The following is a 17,558-nucleotide window of genomic DNA, read 5'->3' on the forward strand; positions in this document are numbered from 1 at the left end:
CTCGACCGAAGGACATGCGCATGGACGTGATCACGGCGCTCCGGGCCACGGGCGACGACTTCGACCGGATGATCGCCGACCTCGACGACACCGCGTGGTCGCTGCCCACGCCGTCGCCCGGGTGGACGGTGAAGCACCAGGTGGCGCACCTGACCGCGATCTTCGCGATGGCGGGTCTCGCGGCGGCCGACGGCGACCGGTTCCGCGCGATGATCGCGGGGCTGTCCGCCGACTTCGACGCGAACGTGACCGGCGCGATGGCGCCGCACCTCGCATTGGACACCACCGCGCTGGTGGACCGGTGGCAGAAGACCAAGTCCACCGCGATCGCGGCGCTGGCCGCCGTGCCCGCCGACACCGTGGTGCCGTGGCTGGTGAACCCGCTGCCGCCGTCGGTGCTGGCCAGCGCGGGGATGATGGAGCTGTTCGGGCACGGTCAGGACGTCGCCGACGCGCTGGGCGTGCACCGCGAGTGGGACGACCGGCTGGGCTACCTGGTCGGTTTCGCGGTGCGCACCAAGGACTTCGGCTACCTGGCGCGCGGCGAGGAGCCGCCGGCGGAGGAGTTCCGGTTCGAGATCACCGCGCCCTCGGGCGCGCGGTGGGAGTACGGGCCGGAGGACGCCGCGCAGCGCGTGACCGGGTCGGCGGAGGACTTCTGCCTGCTGGTGACGCGTCGGCGGCACCACTCCGACCTGGACGTGAAGGCGGAGGGCGACTTGGCCACGAGGTGGCTGGAGATCGCCCAGGCCTACCGCGGCCCGGCCGGGGAGGGTCGTCGCCCCGGCCAGTTCGCACTGTCCACTCTGGACTGAGCCTGCTTCAGCGGCCCCGGTGCTCCCCGCGGAGTTCCGGGGCCGTGTGGAGTTCCAGGGCCGTCACCCACTGCGCGCGCGGCGTGGCGGGCACGGCGAAGGGCAGCGTCACCTCGGCGACCGGGCGGGCGGCGAGGTCTTCGGCGTCGAGCACCAGCAGGCGGTCGCCCACCAGGGACATCAGCCAGCCGTCGCCCTCGTCCTGGCCGCGTGGGATGAACACCGGTTGGGACGGTGTGGTCGGGAGCTCGCGCACGCTGCGGTGGCCGAGGGCCACGTCGTAGCGCACCAGGGAGTTGCCGGCGGAGCCGAAGACGAACCGGTGTCGCCGGTTGGCGACGCGCGGGTCCACGCCGCCGATGTCCAGTGACGGCAACGTGGTCGTGCGCACGGCGCCGGTCGCGAGGTCGAGCGTGCAGCGACGGAGGACACCGGGCGCCCACACGGCGTCCACGACGACCCGGCCCAGCTCGGTGTGGGCGTTGACGGCGTGCCACACCTCGCCCGTGCCGACCTCGAACCAGCACGGCTCGCCGCCGTCGATCAGCCCGATGCGCACGGGACGGTCGTCGCGGTGCACGTACGGGTCCCGCACCCCGACCAGCTCCGCCGCGCGGCTGTAGTACGGGCCGGATTCGACGACCACCACGAACCTCCCGGCCACCGCGAGGACGGGCACGCCCGCTGCGGGGAACGGTGTCGCGGACTTCAGCTCGCCACCGGTGCCGCGCACCACGTGCTCCGCGTACCCCAGCCCGGGGTGCGACATCGCGGTGTGCCAACGCTTCCCGTCGAACACCGGACGCGCGACCAACGGGTCCGGGGGCACGAGCCCGACCGGCCGGGGCCCGCGGAACCACCGCGCCCCACCGCCGCCGAGCCGGATGCCGCACACCCCGCGCGCGGCGGTCTGGACGTAGGCGCCGTCCAGTGCGGCGGGGAGCTCGCCCCGCACGTCGAGACCCACTTCGGCTTCCCGTGTCGGCGCGGCCACGACCCCCACCTCCCGCATTCCATAACAGTGTTCTGGTTACAATTTATAGCGGCGTTATGGAATACTGTCAAGGTGAGCCCACGCCGATCGGACCCCAACGCCCGGTCCACGCTCGTCGACATCGCCGCCCGCCTCCTCGGCGAGGAGGGGCCCCAGGCGCTGTCGACCCGACGGATCGCCGCCGAGGCCGGGTCCTCGACGATGGCGGTGTACACGCACTTCGGTGGTATGCAAGGCCTCGTGCGCGAGATGGTCCACGAGGGCTTCTCCCGGTTGCAGCGCTACCTGACCGGTGTCACGGAAACCGACGACCCGGTGGCCGACATGGCGCTGCTGGGCCGTGCCTACCGCAGCAACGCCCTGGCCAACCCGGACCTGTACGCGGTGATGTTCGGCGGCTTCTCCCTGGCCGGCTTCACGCTGTCCGACGAGGACCGCCAACACGGCCGCTACACCCTGGCCAACGTGGCCCGCTGCGCCGGCCGCTGCATCTCCTCGGGCCGCTTCGAACCAGGCGACCCGGAACTGGTGGCCCACCACATGTGGATCACCACGCACGGCCTGGTGACCCTGGAACTGGGCGACTACTTGTTCGAGCCCTACGACGCCGACCGCATCTTCGAATCCCAACTGGTCAACATGATGGTCAGCGCCGGCGACAAACCCGAAACCGCGACCCGCTCGGTAGCCGACTCCCGCACCCGCCTGGACACCGAGATCTCCGTCTGACCCCGTTCCGCCCGGCAGCCCGGCTTGTCTTGCATACGATCGGCGTGTGCAGGCAACAGACGACACGGGTGTGCTGCTCGACGCGGAGTTCGAGGTCGAACCGGAAGGTGACCTGCTCTCGCTGGTGATGAGGAGCGCGAGCGGCAAGTCCACCGGCTACCCGAACGGCCGCAACCCCCAGTACAACCGCACGCTGGAACTGCTGCTCGGCCGGCTCCGCGACCTGGGTGCCGCGCTGGTGAACGGGGTCGTCGACTCCAGCCGGACCCGGAGCCTGCCCGAGTCGCAGCGCACGATCCTGGACCAGCGGGTCGAACTGGCGGACCTGGCCGACATCGAGCAGTTCCGCCGGCAGCTCAGCCGCGCGCAGGGCAGGATCGGCCAGACCTCGGACGGCAACTCCACCAAGCAGATCCGGCTCCGGCTCCAGGTCCCCGGGTACGGCGCCGCGGAAGTCCGCGGGTAGAGCCCGCCACTTGATGCCGTTGTCGACCACGTACAGGATCGCGTCCACGATCACCCGGCGGCAGTGCTTCTCCCACCGCCCGCCCCGACCGGCCAGGCACATCGGATCAGGCAGCAGCGGGTCGAGCTCGGCCCACTGGGCGTCGGTGACGCCGGTCGGATACCGAGCCGTCCGCGCGGTGGGCTGGTGGGACGCGGCCAGGCGGCAGCAGAGGGCACCCGCGGTGGGTCCGCCCGCGGGCATCGGGCACGATGACAACGGAACTCCTGGCAGAACGGCGCTTCGACAACGTCCGATCTACCAGGAGTTCCCTCGTCTGCGCATCAAAGCGCCTTCACCTGCCAAGCTCGGAAACGGGCACTAAGGGTTCCGCCAGAACCGCCGCGCTCACGACGCGGTGGCCGAGGTTCGTTACCTCTCCTCGCGCTCGTATGAGTGGATCGTAGAGGGCGACATCACGGCCTGCTTCGACGAGATCGCACGTGTCCTTAGTGGACAGAGTGCGGGCGCGAGCCGGAGACAAGCGCGTCCTGGTACTGGTGAAGGCATTCCTCAAGGCGGGCATCCTCGGCGAGGACCGCCTGCTGAGGGAGAACCGCGCCGGAACCCCGCAGGGTTCGATCCTCTCACCGTTGCTGAGCAACGTAGCCCTGACGGTCCTGGACGAGCACATCGCCCGAGGACCCGGTGGTCCGTACTGCGATTGCCGGTTGGTGGCCGGCCCCGGAGGACAGGCCGCTGTTCAACCCGGCAAAGGTAGCCGCCACGCGACACCGCTACCGTGGAGCAGTGATCCCGACACCGTGGCCGATCACGAACTGAGGAACCAGACGCAGACTTCGGACAGGGCTTGCCGAGCGCCCGGTGCCCGGAAACGGGCACGCCGGGTGCGGGAAGCGGTCCAGGGAAACGGACCGGTCGACAAGGCCGAAACCGCGCCCTGGACCGACTTCACCACCCACATCAGCACCGCCATCCGGCGACTGGTCACCGGCCGAGACTGGCTGCACGTCATCCAGTTACCCGCCTACGCCCCGACCTCAACCCCACCGACCTCTCGACCGGCTTCCTCGCCCAGACCGGACTCACCTCGCCCCAGAGCCACCCTGATCCTGACCATTCAATCTCTGTAGCGGGCAGCGCGGGCGCATCCGGCGGTTCCAGTCAGGATCAGGAGGGGATGATCTGCCACTGTTGCTCGGTCCGCGACGCGTACGGCTGCTGCTCGATGTTGGCTCCGTTGGCGGTGCCGGCCTCGTCGACGGCGAGGGACAGCCCGCTGTAGCGGTTGACGAGGAAGTAGTGCCCGTCACCGGTGGGTGTGACGGCCCAGTGCTGTTGGGGGGCACTGGCGTCCGACCAGATGCCGACGTTGCCGCCGTCCGCGCGGGAGAGGCCCGCGACCTCCAGCAGCTTGCCGCTGCCCACACCCTTGATCTTGTAGTAGCCGTCGCCGGTGTTGGTGAAGGTCCACTTCTGGTTCGGTTGGTCGCGCCACGGCCATTGCAGGACGTTGGTGCCGTTGGCGGTGCCCGAGCTTTGCACGTCGGCGACCTTGCCGCTGTGCCGGGCGACCAGCCGGTAGACCGTGCCGTCACCCGGCAGCGTGGTGGACACCAGTGCCGGCTTGACCGACCGGCCGCCGATCCTCAGGCCGCCGATGTTGGCGTAGCCGCCGGTGGCCGCGTTGACCTGGATCCGCACGAAGCCCACGTTCCGGTTGGGCCACTCGACCACCTTGTACTTGCCGTTGCCGGCCCAGGTGCCGGTGGCGACCTGGGTGAAGGTGATCCCGTCGGTGCTGGTGAGGATGGTGTATGAGGTGATGTCGCCGTCGGTGGAGTTGGTGCGGTTCCACTGCTTGGGCAGGTATTCCAGGGTGGAGACGTTGCTCCACACCCCGCCCAGGTCGATGGTGATCGACTGCGGCAGCGGCAGGCCCCAAGTCGACCAGCAGGTTTCGTAGCGGGCGTCGCTGAGTCCGTCGATGGCGTGGAGCGGGCCCTCGCGGGTGCGGAAGGCGGTGGCGTACGCGTTGACCGGTGTGACGGGGTGTTCGGCGCGCAGTGGTTGGGTGGGCAGCGGCGGCCGGGAGGTGTCGGGGCTCCACACCGCGCCGACCTCGGCGAGCCGGTTGACGATGTTGGTGTCCAGCAGGCCGTTGCGGTTGGGCGGGCAGTTGAGGATGAACGAGGTGTACTTCGGTTCCAGGTCGGCCAGGTGCGCGAGGATCGCGTCCCTGCTCATGAGGCCCTCGGTCGGGGTGGAGGGGTGCCAGAACCAGCCGTTGCTGATGGTCTGTCCCTGCATGCCGGCGTAGGTGTTGCCCGCCGGCGCCGTGATGCCCAGCGGCTCCTCGAAGAAGATCGCGTCGCTGAGGAAGGGTTCCGTCAGCCCGCCGATGTCGAGCATGACGCAGTCCGGCTGGAGCTCCTTCACCAGTGAACGAATCCTCTGGTAGGAGACGGCCTGCTGCCCCATCTGCCACGCGTAACCATCGGTCATGAACATGTCGATGGTGCCGTAGTTGGTCAGCAGCTCGCGGATCTGACCGAGGATGAAGGTCATGTCGCCGGGCTGGATGGCATCGGTGATCTCCAGCCCGGCGACCTTGTGCCGGCTCTCCCACGCCTCGACGCCGAAGGTGCGGTCCCAGATCGAGTAGTAGAACCCGACCTTCAGCCCCTTCGCCCGGAAGGCGTCGCAGTAGGCCTGCACCACGTCGTGCTTGTAGGAGCTGTTCGCGACGTTCTGGGTGCCATAGGCGCTCGGCCACAGGGCGAAGCCGTCGTGGTGCTTGGTGGTCAGGATGCCGTAGCTCATCTTCGCGGCAGCCGCCGCGTCGGCCCACTGCCCGCAGTTGACACTCGGGGGAGCGAAGAGGGTGGGGCTCTGGTTGGGTGCGGCCCACTCCTGGTTGGTGAAGGTGCCCAGGCTGAAGTGGTTGAACATCCCGAACCTCAGCTGGACCAGCTTGTCGAGGTTCGCCTGGGGGGAGTCGGCGTATGCCGTGCGCGCGCCGGCGGGCAGCGCCGCGAGCACGGCGGCGGCCCCGGTGAACGCCAGGAAACTACGTCGTGATGGCTGACCAGAGGACATGTAGGTCTCCTGAATGGACTGTTGCACGGTGTTCCGTTCGTGCGGTGGTGACAGTGGTGGTGTCCTGCGCTGCGCCGCCGGTCCGGATCGTTGCGGTGGACTCAGCGGGCGCCTTCTGACCCGAACCGCTCGTATCGCCTCCATGCGATAGGTCGGATGAATTACCCCAGTCGGAGCCCGCGTGCTGCAAAGTGCGTGAATAATGCGTGACGAGGCGGCATCGGCGCAACCACTGATCCGATGATTGCGGCTGAACCGGTGGCCAAGCCACCCGGACCGGCCCGTCCGGAGAGTGGACGACCCCGGTGTCGGCCCAGTGGTCCCGGCTGGTGATCAGCCGAGCGAGGGCCTGCGCGCGCAGGAACCCTCGCCACGAGGTGTCGGTGTCACGTCCGGGTGCAGGCGGTATGCGTAGGCGCTTGGGCACATGGTGCACGATTACCGCAGCTCAGCAGCTCAGTGCAGAGTTCTGGCACCCCACAGGAGACGGGTTGCGCTGGTGTGGGCCGACGGCGGCTACACCGGTCCGCTGATCGACTGGGCCCGTAAGGTTCTCGGCCTGCTGGTGGTGGAGATCGTCCAACGTCCACAGGTGCCGTACTTCACCGTGCTGCCGAGGAGGTGGGTGGTGGAGCGGACGTTGGCGTGGATCACCGGACACCGCCGCTGCGTCCGCGACTACGAACGCCTACCCCACCACCACGAGGACATGGTCCGCTGGTCCATGATCCGCATCACCAGCCGCCGACTCGCTCAACGTCCCTAGCTCGGAAACGGCTACTTACACCTACGAGGACTTCTTCCAGGGGTTCCGGCCCGTCACCGGCGGCGACACCGTCGGCTTCGGCCTGGTGGACGGTCCGCTGCTGCGGCTGGCCCAGGACGCCCTGGACAAGCCGGAACAACCGCACGTGCTGATCACCGACGAGATCAACCGCGCCAACCTCCCGAAGGTGTTCGGCGAGCTGTACTTCCTGCTGGAGTACCGGGACGAGGCGGTCGACCTCCAGTACTCCCCTCCGGCAACCAGTTCAAGCTGCCCGCCAACATCTTCGTGATCGGCACGATGAACACCGCCGACCGGTCGATCGCGCTGGTGGACGCCGCGATGCGCCGCCGGTTCGCCTTCGTCGAACTGCACCCCGACCACCCGCCGGTGCAGGGCCTGTTGACGCGGTGGGCCGCGGCCAACGGCAAGGACGACGGTCGGGCCGGGTTGCCGGCCAAGCTCAACCGCGTCATCGGGACCGACCGCGAGTTCAAGATCGGGCCGTCGTACCTGATGAAGCCGGACGCCGACGACGGCCTGGACATCGTGTGGGAACACTCCATCCTGCCGCTGCTCGAAGAGCACTACTACGACCGCATGGGCCGGCAGGAGGTCCACGACACGTTCGGCCTCGACGCGATCCGCCGGCTGCCGTGATCGAGCTGGACGAGAACGACAGCACGGGCAAGACCGTGTCGCTGACCTCCGCCCAGGTGGCCCGCCTCCAGGAGTCGGAACTGGTCAGCGTCCGGCGCACGGGCTCGAGCTTCCGGCTGGCGGACCTCGTGCTGCGGTCGCTGTCCTTCGAGGTGGGCAAGGACAAGCTGTCGATTGCGTCGTTCGTTGTCAACATGGAGACGGTCTTCGAGGACTTCCTGACCGCCGCGCTGACCGAGGCCTGGCGAACCGTCGGTGGTCGGACCGAGCGGCAGTTCTGGACCGCGCTCGACCCCGATGGCCTCATCAAGATGAAGGTGGACGTCGTGCACTTCGTCGACGGCCGGCCGCGGTTCGTCGTGGATGCGAAGTACAAGCGTCGTAGGAAGTCGCCCACCACGGACGTCTACCAAGTGCTCGCCTACTGCACCGCACTCCAAGTCGACCGGGCCTGGCTGGTCTACCCGGGCAACGGTGTCACCGTCACCGACCACCGCGTGCTCAACTCACCGGTCACGATCACGAAGTGCTCGCTCGACCTCACCGCGCCACCGGAAGAGATCCTCGCCCAGGTGACCGACCTGGCCCGCTCCGCCTGGACGTGAGCGGGCCAGGTCGCCCTACAGCGGGACGTTGCCGTGTTTGCGGGCTGCTGGGGTGCGGCGTTTGTCGCGGAGCATGGACAAGCCTCGGGCTACCGAGGCTCGGGTGTGGGAGGGGTCGATGACGTCGTCTACCAGGCCTCGTTCTGCCGCGTAGTACGGGTGCACCAGCTGTTCCGAGTACTCCGCCAGCAACTCCGCCCGCAGCTCCACCGGGTCGGCCGATGCCGCCAGCTCCTTGCGGAAGATGACGTTGACAGCTCCCTCCGCCCCCATCACCGCGATCTCGTTCGTCGGCCACGCCAGGGACAAGTCCGTGCCGATGGACCGCGAGTCCATGACGATGTAAGCACCGCCGTAAGCCTTGCGCACGATGACCTGGATCCTGGGCACGGTCGCCTCGCAGTACGCGTACAGCAGCTTGGCGCCGTGCCGGATGACACCGTGGTGTTCCTGGTCCGTTCCAGGCAGGAAACCGGGCACATCGACCAAAGACACCAAAGGGATGCCGAAAGCGTCGCAGAAACGCACGAACCTGGCCGCCTTCTGGGACGCCTCGATGTCCAACACCCCGGCCAACACCATCGGCTGGTTGCCTACGACTCCAACCACACCACCATCCACCCGACCGAACGCGCACACCACGTTCGCCGCCCACCCCTCGTGAACCTCCAAGAACTCCCCGTCGTCCACCAGCTCGACGATCAAGTCCCGGATGTCGTAAGGCTTGTTGGGCTCCACGGGCACCAGAGAAGCGAACGCCGGCCGGATGTCCTGGCTAGCACCACAAGGCTCGTAAGCAGGCGGGGGTTCCATGTTGTTCGACGGCAACAGGGAGATCAAGTAGCGGACGTCGGCCAGACAGCTCTCCTCGTCGTCGTGCACGAAGGAGGCCACACCTGAGAGTCCACTGTGTACAGCAGCACCGCCCAACTCCTCATGGGTCACGCGCTCCCCGTTCACGGCAGCCACGACGTCAGGACCAGTCAGGTACATCTGGCCGGTGCCGCGGACGATGAAAGTGAAGTCCGCCAACGCGGGCGAGTAAGCGGCACCGCCGGCACAAGGTCCCAGCACCACCGAGATCTGCGGTATCACGCCGGACGCCTCCACCTGCCGGCGGAAGATCCCGCCATACCCGTCCAGCGCCATCACACCCTCCTGGATGCGTGCGCCGCCGCTGTCGTTGAGGCCGATGATCGGGGCGCCGGTCGCCAGGGCCATGTCCATGACCTTGTGGATCTTGGCTGCGTGCGCCTGGCCCAGGGAACCGCCGAAGATCGTGAAGTCCTGGGCGTAGACGAACACCCTTCGGCCGTCGATCGTGCCGGACCCCGCGACCACGCCGTCGGTGTGCGGGCGGTGGTCGGAGACCTTCAGGCCGTGTGCCTGGTGGCGGCGGAACAGGTCCACCTCGACGAACGAGTCCGGGTCCAGCAGGAGGTCCAGGCGTTCGCGGGCGGTGCGCTTGCCCAGGGCGTGTTGGCGTTGGGTGCCGTCGCCGGACACCGCCCGGGAGCGCAGGTCGTCGTTGCGTTCGCGCAGCAACTCCATCGTGCGCGGGGGCAACTCGGGGCGCAGGTCGACGTGCTCGACGTTGGAGGTGGTCACCGGCGACCCGCCTGTCGCGCGGTGAGCAGCCCGGACGCGCCGAGCCACCGGACCGTGTCGGCCACGGTGTCGGCGAACGGCCGGGGCTTGAAGTCCAGCGTGCCGGCCGAGGCGTCCACGCGGGTGGCCGCGCCGACCGTGGCGATGGCCCCGTACTCGGCCGGGATGTGCCACGGCCACAGGGGTTGGACCAGGTCCACGAGCTTGCCCACCGGGACCATCGTGACCGCCGGCAGGAACACCGCGGGCAACGCCCGCCCGGTGACCTCCCGCACGGTCCGCAGGTACTCCTGGGTGGTCAGGTAGCGACCCGGCCCGAAGTGCCCACCGGTCACGTCCGGACCGAGCAGCGCCGCGTGCAGGGCGGCCGTGTCCCGGACGTCGCCGATCTGCAAACCCCCGGAGGGCCACATCGGCATCAGGCCGCGCAAGGTGTTGCGCAGCCGCTCGGTCTGGTCACCCACCTTCGGGTCGTTCGGCCCGAGCAACGCCGGCGGGTAACTGATGACGACCGGCGCACCCTCGTCCTGGAACCGGCGCGCCACCGCCTCCGAGGCGGCTTTCGTTGCCGCATAAGGCTCGCGGGTCGTCCCGACCGGCGAGGACTCGCGGATCACCCGCACCCCCGGCCCGAACAACGCGGCGATGCTCGACACGTGCACGATCCGCCCGACGTTCAACCGACGCGCGGTCCCGAGCACCACCTCGGTGCCGCGGACGTTGGTGCGCAGCATCTCCGCACGCCGCCGCCGGTCGAACGAGTACACCGAGGCCGCGTGCACGACGGCGTCCGCGCCGCGCACCGCCGAGGTGACGGCCAACTCGTCGGTCACGTCGCCGACCACGACGTCCACCGCGCCCGAAGGCACCTCCAGTGGACGCAGAGCAGTGTCCACAGCGGACTCCGCGCGGACCAGCAGGCGGACCCGGTGTCCCGACCGCACCAGCTCCGCGACCGTGTGGGACCCGACGAAACCACTGCCGCCGGTGACGGTCACCAGCATGTGCGCTCCCCTCCGCCGGCCCGCGCGGCCGGCACACCCGAAACCCCGGTCGGGTGACCGCAACGGGTCACCCGACCGGGGCAAGACGTCACACCTGGTGGAACGCGCTGCCGTAGAACAGCAGCGCCTGCGTGCCCGCACCGCGCCGGCAGCTGAGCACCCGACCCAGGAAGATCGTGTGGTCACCGCCTTCGTACCACTGCTCCAGCTCGCACTCCAGCCACGCCAGCGACCCCGACAGCAGCGGCGCGCCGGTGTGGTCGCCGGGCAACCAGTCCACCACGTCGAACTGGGCCGCCCCGCGCGGACGGCGCTTGTCCGCGAAGTACCGCGCCGTCCGCTCCTGGTCGGCGCCCATGACGGAGACGGCGAACTGCTTCGCCCCGCTGATCGCCTCGTGCATGACCGCGGTCCGCGCGACGCAGCAGAGCACCAGCGGCGGGTCCAGCGACACCGAGGTGAACGAGTTCGCGGTCATGCCGTGGGCGTGCTCGCCCCCGACCGTCAGCACGGTCACGCCGGTCGCGAAGCGGGACATGGCTTCCCGCAACGACGTCTCCTCCATCGTGGGCACCGCGTCGTACATCGGGTCATCCCCCCAGTCCGGCACGCGCCAGCACCGGGGTCTCCGCGTAGGGCGCCAGCGCCCGCCGCAGCTCCTCCGGGACCCGCGCGGGCACCGTGTCGGTGTTCGGGCCGCGCATGCACGCGATGCGCTGCCGGCCCCGGGCCACCAGCAGCTGCTGGCCGTCGGTGACCTTCACGTAGTCGAAGCTGAACTGGACCTGGGTCTGGGTCAGCTCCTCCAGCCGCATCCGGACCGACAGCTCGTCGAACGCGGTGATCTCGGCGTAGAACTCGCACTCGACCTTGAGCGTGAACAGCTTCAGGTCCTCCTGGACCTCGGCCAGCACCGCCGGCGCCTTCTCCTTGAGGAACATCTCGCGGCACCGGCCCTGCCAGCGCAGGTAGTTGACGTAGTAGACGTTGCCGACGAGGTTGGTCTCCTCGAAGCCGACGGTGTGGCGGATCTCGTAGTAGTCCGACATCTAGCCCTCCTTCCCGACGAGCACCGCGAACACCACCGGCTCGGTGCGCCCGTTCACGGTCGTGGCCCAGGTGGCGACCTTCGCGTCACCCGCGGACAGCACGGCCCAGCCGTCGGGGTGCACCCGATCGACGGTGAGGGCCTGGGTCGTGGACCCGGTCTTGCGCAGGCACTCCAGCGCGCCCCACACCCGCGTCCCGGCGACCGCGGCGGTCTCCGCGGCCTCGTGGGAGAGCAGGTCGCGCACGGCCATCAGGTCCGCGCCCAGCAGGTCGGCCCAGTCCTGTTCGGCCCGCGGCACGGCGGTCTCGACGTCGCAGCCCAGCCGACCCGAGCCCGCCACGGCCAGGGTCAACCCCGCGCCGTGCGAGGCGGACACCTCCGCGCCGTCGACCTCGGGCTTGCCGTCGGGCCGGTAGCGCACCTCGACCCGCCGGTTGAGCGCCCGGCCCAGTGCCAGCGCGGTCTGCGTGCGCCGGTCGGACTGGGTGTCGGTCGGGTCGGGCTCGACGACCACCGCGCGGCTGCCGCCCAGCACCCGTTCCAGCGACCGCTCCAGGTAGGAGCCGAGCATGGTCGGCGTCCACGGACCGGCGCCGTCGCGCTTGCGCACCGCCCGCAGGACCAGGCCCTCCCAGCGCTCCACGACCTTGCCCGCCGGGTCGCGGACGTCCAGGTCGTAGGTGTAGCTGTCGCCGTCCTGGGACCGCTCGCGGGCGTCGAGCACCACGTACTCGGCGGCCTGCTCGCTCGGGTGGGCCAGGTAGAGCCGTTCCACCCGCTGCGGCAGCAGCGTCGCGTCCGGGACGCAGCACTGGATGGCGTGCATCATCACGTCCCGCGTGCCCGGGTCGGCCAGCAGCCGGTCCTGCGGCAGGAACGGGGCGAACCAGGTCGCCACCGGCGTGGTCGCGACCTCGGCCACGGCGTGCCGCGCGGAGGCCCGCCGGTAGCCCTGCAACCGCTGGAACCGCTTGCCCTGGAACAGCACGCTGCCGTACAGCTCGGTCACCGGGTCCACCGGCACCAGCGGCAGGCCGGGTTCCTCGACTGGGCCGCCGGAGGGGATCTCCGGGCGCGGGAAGCGCAGCCGGGCGCGGAAGTGGTCGGCGGAGAACCCGGTGTCCTCGGCCCGGATCGCCACGTCCACCACGTCGCCCTGCGCCAGCGCCGCCAGCCGCACGGTCAGCGACCCGTCGGGCCGCACCACCACCGGCCGCAGGAACTCCACGTCCTCCAGCACCGGCGGCACGCTGAACCCGGTCAGCGCGGTCGCCACCTGGGTCATGGCCTCCATGCCCAGCACGGCCGGGAACAGCAGGTCACCTTCCAGCAGGTGGTCGCCCAGGTACGGGTCGCTGCCCGCGGACAGCTCCGCCTCGGTGACCAGCTCGACGGCCGGGTAGTGCACCAGCACGCGGTCGACGAACCGGGTCAGCGGCAGGTCCTCGCGCTCCAGTTCCAGCGTCGGCAGGCCCGCGGCCCGGCCGCTGACCACCAGCACCGGTCCGACCTCCGGGTCGGCCAGCACCTCGCGCAGCACGGCGATGCCGGCGTCGGTGGAGATCGGCGTGATGCCGTCGCGCATCAGCGCCTCGACCACGCCCAGCCGCTCGCCCATGCCCGCGCCCGACCAGACCGACCACTCCAGGGCCAGCACCCGCGCCTGCGGGTACTTGCGGCCGAAGTCCACGGTCAGCTCGGACATCCAGTCGTTGGCGGTCGAGTAGTGCGCCTCGCCGCGCAGACCGGCCCGGCCGATGATGCTGCCGAAGGTGACCAGCAGCTTGATCCGCTCGGGGTCGACCGCGTCCAGCACGGCCCGCAGGCCGTCGATCTTGGGCGCGAGGGTCTTGGCGAAGTCCTCGTCGGTCAGGCCGGTGATCGCGCGCGGCTCGTTGCGGCCCGCGCCGTGCAGCACGGCGGTGACCTCGCCCAGTTCGGCGCGGAACCGGTCGACCACGTCGGCGACCTCGGCCGCCCTGGTGACGTCGGCCCGCTCGTAGCGGTGCCGGACGCCGGCGGCGGTCATGCGGGCCAGGTTCGCGGCCAGTTCGGGGTCCTGCGCCGGGTCGGCGCGGCCGACCAGGGCCAGCGCGGCGCCCGAGTCCTGGGCGATGGCCAGCGCGCACTCGGCGGTGATGCCCTTGCCGCCACCGGTCACCAGCAGGACGTCGTCCGCGGTCAGCGGAGTGCCGGTCTTGGCGCCGGACACCGCCCGCAGCACCGGGACCGTCCGCACGCCGTTCTCGTCGTAGCGGACCTGGGAGAACCCGGTCGTGGCCGCGACCTCGGCGGCCACCCGCGCCACGGCGTCGGTGTCGTCGGCCAGTTCGACCACGGTCACCGGCACCTGCGGCGCTTCCAGGTGCAGCGTGCGCGCCAACCCGGACGCGCCCAGCTTGCCCTGCACCACGGCGAACCTGGTCCCGGCGGGCGCGGCCAGCACGGCCCGCGCGGCCTCCAGGAACAGGCTGGTGTCACCCTCCGCCGGGATCAGCAGGACACCGTCACCGGGCAGCGCCGTCCGCAGCGGCTCGGCCAGCGGGTGCCCCTCGGACGCGAACACCGTCCACTGCCCCGCGGCGGCGGGTACGGCCACCGGGTGCGGGCGCTCGACGTGGGTCACCAGGAACGGCCGCACCCACGGCGCGACGCCCGGCACCTCGCCGCCGGCCTTCTCCTCGGCGTGCTCGGTGGACGCCAGCTGGTCGATCAGCTCGGCCAGCTCGCCCAGTCGCACGGTGGCGAAGTTCGGCTGGGCCTCCAGCGCGGGGCGGCCCAGCGTGCGGGTCACCTCGTTGACCAGCTGGCCGACCGTGATCGAGCTCAGGTGCAGGTCGTCCAGCGGGTGCGTGGACGCGCTGATCGCCTCCAGCGGCAGCTCGACCCGCTGCGCGGCGAGCCTGCGCAGCAACTCCAGGGTGGACTCGCCCGAAGTGTCCTCAGTGGACTCCTCGGCCTTCGTCGGCTCCTCGAAGACGACCGAGCCCGCGTCCCACGCCGGGGCGGTCTCGCACGGGCTGGCCAGGAACGTCATGTCCCCGTCCAGCGGCAGCGTCCGCAGGACCCGGTCGGCGAACAGCGCGTCGACCCGCACCGGGGCGCCCAGCGCGTGCGCGGCGGCCACGATGGTCAGCAGCGGCACCAGCGAGGCGGAGTCGGTGTCCACCGACAGCACCGGCTTGGCCGGCGCGATCTCGCCCATCAGCCCGGACAGCACCCGCCCGGGGCCGACCTCCACCACCAGGTCCGTCCGCGCCGCCGCCTTGGCCGCGGCCTCGTGGAACCGCACCGGCAGCAGCACCTGGTCGCGCAGCAGGTCGCGCAGGTCGGTGCCGGGCTCCAGCACGTCACCGGTGACCGTGGAGTGCACCGGCCGGATCAGGCGACCGAAGTCGAAGTCCACCAGCCGTTCCCGCATCGCCACCGCCGCCGGCTCGACCAGCGGCGAGTGGAAGGCGTGCGAGACGTTGATGCGGGTGGCGTGCACGCCGGCCTCCCGCGCCACCGCGCACACCCGGTCCACGGCCTCGGCCGGACCGGACAGCACGGTCTGCGTCGGCCCGTTGTAGCCCGCGATCACCACGTCCTCGCCGGCCGCCAGCTCCAGCGCCCGCTCCGGACCGGTGGCCAGGCCCGCCATCGCGCCGCCGCCCTTGCTGGCCGACGCCATCACGCGACCGCGCTCGGCGGCCAGGTTGAGCACGCGGCCGGCGCTGAGCGCGCCGCCCCAGTGCACGGCGGTCAGCTCGCCGAGGCTGTGCCCGACGGCGGTGTCCGCCTCGATCCCCAGCTCCCGCAACACCTTCAGACCCGCCAGCGCGCCGGCGACGATGCGCGGCTGGGCGACCTCGGTGGCGACCTGGTTGCCGTTGGTCGGCAGGCCCAGGCCCGCGAAGACGTCCTCGGCCACGGCGAACCGCCGCCGGATCGCGCCGACCGCGCCCCGCCCGGAACCCTGGCCGGGGAACAGGAACGCGATCCGCGGCGCCTCCGGGCGCGAGTCCAGGAAGATGCCGTCGGCGGCGTCGAACACCGGTCCACCGCCCAGCAGCTCCAGCAGCCGCCCGACCTTGCGCGCGGCCTCGTCGGGGCTGGTGGCCACCACGGCAGCGCGCACCGGCGCGCCGGTCAGCCGCGCGGCCAGCGCGCCGGCCAGGTCGGCCAGCTCGGCGAGGGCCAGCTTGGGCAGGAGCGCGGCCACCTCGGTGAGCTTCTCGCGCACCGCCGCGAGGTCCACGCCGTCGAACAGCAGGACCTCGGCGTCCTGGCGGGAGGCGACCAGCGCGCGGGTCTGGTCGTCCAACCCGGACCGGCGGGCGGCGTCGGGCGCCTGCTCCAGCGCGATGTGGGTGTTGATACCGCCGAAACCCATCGCGGACACGCCGGCCCGCACGGGCTGGTCGGCGGGCCACAGCTCGGCCGCACGCGGCACGTACATCACGGCGTCGTCGGCGGTCAGCTTCGGGTGCGGGTCGAAGTGCCCGGTGCCCGGCGGGATGACCTGGTGGTGCACGGCGAGGGTCGCTTTGATCAGACCGGCGACCCCCGCCGCCGCCTTGGTGTGCCCGAAGTTGCCCTTGACGCTGCTCAGCGCGGCGGGCCGGGCGTGCGGGTCGGCGGCGCGGCGGGCGGTGGACAGCGCCTCGATCTCGGTGGCGTCGCCCAGCGCGGTGCCGGTGCCGTGACCCTCGAAGTAGGACACGGACTCCACGCCGTAGCCGGCGCGTTCGTAGGCCCTGGTGATGGCCAGGCGGTGACCGCTGGCCTCGGGGCGGGTGATGCCGCCCTTGCCGTCGGAGGACACGCCCCAGCCGGCGATGCTGGCGTAGATCCGCGCACCCCGCTTGAGGGCGTCCTCCTCGCGCATGAGCACCAGCGCGCCGGCGCCCTCGCCCGGCCAGAAGCCGTTGGAGTCCTTGTCGTAGACCTTCATCTCGCCGGTGGCCAGCGCGCCGGTCTTGGCGAAGCCGATGACCTCGAACGGGTCGATGGACAGGTCCACGCCGCCCGCGACGGCCACGTCCAGGTCGCCCTCCACCAGCGACTTGGCCGCCGTGGCGACCGAGAGCAGCGAGGAGGAGCAGGCGCCGTCCACGGTGTAGCCGCCGCCGTGCAGGTCGAAGTAGTTGCAGATGCGGCCCGCGATGGTGTTGGCCAGGCCGCCTGCCAGCGAGTCCTCGTCGATGGGCGGGAACGGGGCCTTGTACTGCACCTCCAACTCGCGCAGGAAACCCGCGGTCTCGTCCTCCGGCCAGCCCTTGGCGGTCAGCGCGGCGGCGACCGTGCGGCGCACGTACGGCCAGCGCAGCCGCATGATGTTGGCGCGGGAGAACTCGCCGGTCAGGCTGTTGCCCAGGACCACGCCCGTGCTGCGCCGGGGCAGGCCCTCGGCGTCGGGGAAGCCCGCGTCGGCCAGGGCCTGCGCCACGACGTCCAGCGCGAGCCAGTGCGTCAGGTCGGTCGACCGGTAGGTGCTGCCCGCCACGCGGTACTTGACCCGGTCGAACTCGAAGTCGCGCAGGACCGCGGCCTTGGCCGAGTAGAAGCGGTCGGGCGCCTTCGGGTCGGGCGAGTAGTAGTCGGCGTGGTTCATCCGCTCGTCAGGCAGTCGGCGGAAGGCACGGCGACCGGCCAACACGTTTTCCCACAGTTCTCCGGTGGAACCGGCATCGGGGTAGCGCAACCCGATGCCGACAATTGCGATCCGCTCACTGCTCATGCTTTCACCGTCTCCGCGACTCCGGTTCGATCCCCTCGG

At 70.8% G+C, this 17,558-nt stretch carries 14 protein-coding genes and 2 pseudogenes; 8 read left to right on the top strand and 8 right to left on the bottom strand.

The features are described 5' to 3' along the window. Nucleotides 1–20: 20 nt before the first annotated feature. On the top strand, nt 21–815 hold the full coding sequence (locus tag WBN91_RS21805) for a TIGR03084 family metal-binding protein (protein ID WP_337725981.1): 795 nt from the start codon (nt 21–23) through the stop codon (nt 813–815). A 7-nt stretch (nt 816–822) separates the two neighbouring features. Here the strand turns inward: WBN91_RS21805 and WBN91_RS21810 are convergent, their stop codons facing one another. Further along, nucleotides 823–1,809: a carotenoid oxygenase family protein gene (locus tag WBN91_RS21810; protein ID WP_337725980.1), complete on the bottom strand. Its 987-nt coding sequence runs from the start codon at nt 1,807–1,809 to the stop codon at nt 823–825. Between the two features lie 72 nt (nt 1,810–1,881). On the opposite strand from WBN91_RS21810, the gene WBN91_RS21815 reads away from it, so the two are divergent. Beyond that, on the top strand, nt 1,882–2,538 hold the full coding sequence (locus WBN91_RS21815; protein ID WP_337725979.1) for a TetR/AcrR family transcriptional regulator: 657 nt from the start codon (nt 1,882–1,884) through the stop codon (nt 2,536–2,538). 46 nt (nt 2,539–2,584) lie between these two features. Continuing rightward, a complete protein-coding gene (locus WBN91_RS21820; protein WP_337725995.1) occupies nt 2,585–3,004 on the top strand; it encodes a hypothetical protein in 420 nt (139 codons plus the stop codon). Here the strand turns inward: WBN91_RS21820 and WBN91_RS21825 are convergent. Next, nucleotides 2,990–3,205, bottom strand: a pseudogene (locus WBN91_RS21825) (transposase); the annotation flags it as partial. The gene WBN91_RS21820 and the pseudogene WBN91_RS21825 sit on opposite strands and share 15 nt — an antisense overlap. A 338-nt stretch (nt 3,206–3,543) precedes the next feature. On the opposite strand from WBN91_RS21825, the gene WBN91_RS21830 reads away from it, so the two are divergent. Continuing rightward, nucleotides 3,544–4,137 carry a hypothetical protein gene (locus WBN91_RS21830; protein ID WP_337725978.1) on the top strand — a complete coding sequence of 198 codons (594 nt, stop codon included), beginning with the start codon at nt 3,544–3,546 and terminating at the stop codon, nt 4,135–4,137. 37 nt (nt 4,138–4,174) lie between these two features. Here the strand turns inward: WBN91_RS21830 and WBN91_RS21835 are convergent, their stop codons facing one another. Beyond that, nucleotides 4,175–6,103, bottom strand: coding sequence for an RICIN domain-containing protein (locus tag WBN91_RS21835; protein WP_337725977.1), 1,929 nt, complete (start codon nt 6,101–6,103; stop codon nt 4,175–4,177). Between the two features lie 499 nt (nt 6,104–6,602). Between WBN91_RS21835 and WBN91_RS39200 the strand changes: the two genes are divergently transcribed. The 4 genes and pseudogenes from WBN91_RS39200 (at nt 6,603) to WBN91_RS21855 (ending at nt 8,134) form a co-directional block, all read left to right on the top strand. Further along, on the top strand, nt 6,603–6,869 hold the full coding sequence (locus WBN91_RS39200) for a hypothetical protein (RefSeq protein WP_443217768.1): 267 nt from the start codon (nt 6,603–6,605) through the stop codon (nt 6,867–6,869). 19 nt (nt 6,870–6,888) lie between these two features. Beyond that, nucleotides 6,889–7,161 (top strand): annotated as a pseudogene (locus WBN91_RS21845) (AAA family ATPase); the annotation flags it as partial. Nucleotides 7,162–7,169: 8 nt separating this feature from the next. Beyond that, complete coding sequence (locus WBN91_RS21850) at nt 7,170–7,529, top strand: hypothetical protein (protein WP_337725976.1); 360 nt, start codon at nt 7,170–7,172, stop codon at nt 7,527–7,529. Next, complete coding sequence (locus WBN91_RS21855) at nt 7,526–8,134, top strand: 5-methylcytosine restriction system specificity protein McrC (protein WP_337725975.1); 609 nt, start codon at nt 7,526–7,528, stop codon at nt 8,132–8,134. The genes WBN91_RS21850 and WBN91_RS21855 overlap by 4 nt, the downstream gene beginning before the upstream one ends. 15 nt (nt 8,135–8,149) lie before the next feature. On the opposite strand, the gene WBN91_RS21860 is transcribed toward WBN91_RS21855, so the two are convergent. The 5 genes from WBN91_RS21860 to WBN91_RS21880 form a co-directional block, all read right to left on the bottom strand. Further along, nucleotides 8,150–9,685: an acyl-CoA carboxylase subunit beta gene (locus tag WBN91_RS21860; protein ID WP_337725994.1), complete on the bottom strand. Its 1,536-nt coding sequence runs from the start codon at nt 9,683–9,685 to the stop codon at nt 8,150–8,152. A gap of 53 nt (nt 9,686–9,738) precedes the next feature. Next, nucleotides 9,739–10,746, bottom strand: a complete 1,008-nt coding sequence (locus tag WBN91_RS21865; protein ID WP_337725974.1) for an SDR family NAD(P)-dependent oxidoreductase — start codon at nt 10,744–10,746, stop codon at nt 9,739–9,741. A gap of 88 nt (nt 10,747–10,834) precedes the next feature. Continuing rightward, complete coding sequence (locus WBN91_RS21870) at nt 10,835–11,332, bottom strand: flavin reductase family protein (RefSeq protein ID WP_337725973.1); 498 nt, start codon at nt 11,330–11,332, stop codon at nt 10,835–10,837. 4 nt (nt 11,333–11,336) lie between these two features. Continuing rightward, entirely contained in the window at nt 11,337–11,795 is a 459-nt protein-coding gene (locus WBN91_RS21875) for an acyl-CoA thioesterase (protein ID WP_337725972.1), read from the bottom strand. Further along, entirely contained in the window at nt 11,796–17,519 is a 5,724-nt protein-coding gene (locus tag WBN91_RS21880) for a type I polyketide synthase (RefSeq protein ID WP_337725971.1), read from the bottom strand. Between the last annotated feature and the right edge of the window lie 39 nt (nt 17,520–17,558).

Origin of the sequence: Saccharothrix sp. CCNWYY140 (assembly GCF_037401995.1) — a bacterium.
Taxonomy (GTDB): domain Bacteria; phylum Actinomycetota; class Actinomycetes; order Mycobacteriales; family Pseudonocardiaceae; genus Actinosynnema.